Annotated in this window: 2 protein-coding genes; one reads left to right on the top strand and one right to left on the bottom strand. The window is 37.4% G+C overall.

Annotation, left to right across the window (positions count from 1 at the left end):
• The first annotated feature begins 238 nt into the window (after nt 1-238).
• Complete coding sequence (locus AAC147_RS01750) at nt 239-994, top strand: HipA family kinase (protein WP_047685070.1); 756 nt, start codon at nt 239-241, stop codon at nt 992-994.
• Nucleotides 995-1,128: 134 nt separating this feature from the next.
• Here AAC147_RS01750 and AAC147_RS01755 read toward each other — a convergent pair.
• The coding region (locus AAC147_RS01755) for an integrase domain-containing protein (RefSeq protein ID WP_047685073.1) at nt 1,129-1,372 on the bottom strand (244 nt) is incomplete at its 5' end.

The following is a 1,372-nucleotide window of genomic DNA, read 5'->3' on the forward strand; positions in this document are numbered from 1 at the left end:
GACTTGGCTTTGAAATTGGATCGGTAGCTAAGACCCATTGATCATAAGTACATCGTACTTAGACCAAAAGGTGATCAAGGGTTTTTACACAGTCTGGGCCAATTGCGGACATTGTAGAACTCAATAAAACTCCGATATGTAGGCATTTAACTAATAACTCAGAAGTGATTGGATTATTTTTGTTAATCCCAATATGCTTGATATTATAATTTATTAATTCAATTTATTTGGAATTGCTATGATAAAAATTAATGATGTGATAGATAAATTGGAACGACTTAAAAAAGGACATTCTCACCCATTTATTGGAATTGATGAGTCAGGAAAGAAATGGTTTGTAAAAACATATTCACATGAACCAGAGAATGAATTGTGTGCATTGTTTAATGAGTTCGTAGCTTTTAAATTAGCCGAAAAAATTAATTTGCCTTGGCCTAAAGGTCATATTGCGCGTCTATCAGAAAATATAAAGTGTGATTTGAACATTTCAAGATCGCATGTTGTTGCGTATGAATACATAACTGATATGGAAAATTTACCTGATGAACCTCAATTTAATGATGAACAACTACATGATCTTTATGGAAAGTCAGTATTTGATAATTGGTTATCGATAGATGATGTAAAGAATGATACGTGCAAGTTATTAAACGGGAGATTGATATTTATGGATGCCGGAATCGCCTTTGTAGGTGATAATGGAAAATCATGGGAAAAAGAAGGTTTTAGCTGGTCTAAAAGCAGATTACATACTAAGTCATCGCCATATCACGTAGGAAAACTAAAGGATGTAAATAAATTTAAACCATGGCTGGATAAAATTTACGCAATACCACCTGACTACTATCAAACTATTGTAAATGATATTCCTGAAGATTGGCATGTTCCGGAATCTTATAAATCAAAATTTGTTGAGGTCTTTTCATCGTCTCGAGAAACGTTTATTCCTATGATGCATGAATGTATTGAGGCGGATCTGCATTGCCAGGAATAATCTAAACGCAAAAAACTGGGTCATTAATAATGCAACTCCATCAATATCTATAACATCCGCTCTTCGCTCATGGCTGACGGTCAGGCAGGGTAGCGATTAATCCAGATAATTATCTTTTATCAGGGAAAATAGTGTTATTCCGCCTCACCTTTCTGGTAATACACCTGCCGGATATAGCGCCCACGTCCATCACCGTGTCCCAAATCCATTGATGCCAATGCCAATGCTTCCCGCTCACTGAATCCCTGCGCTTTGTAATATTCACCGGACTGCTGGGCAAAATGGTAGCGCATACTGTGCGGGGCATTCTTACCCGCCAGTCCAGAGCTTCTGACAATATATCGGTAGCGGTCTATGGCCTGCGTGATCGTCGGTTTA

The organism is Xenorhabdus sp. NBAII XenSa04 (assembly GCF_963866145.1).
Lineage (GTDB): Bacteria > Pseudomonadota > Gammaproteobacteria > Enterobacterales > Enterobacteriaceae > Xenorhabdus > Xenorhabdus indica.

Bases quoted from the DNA above. Each gene is read 5' to 3' on its own strand.
- AAC147_RS01750 (WP_047685070.1), top strand. From the start codon at position 239: ATGATAAAAATTAATGATGTGATAGATAAATTGGAACGACTTAAAAAA.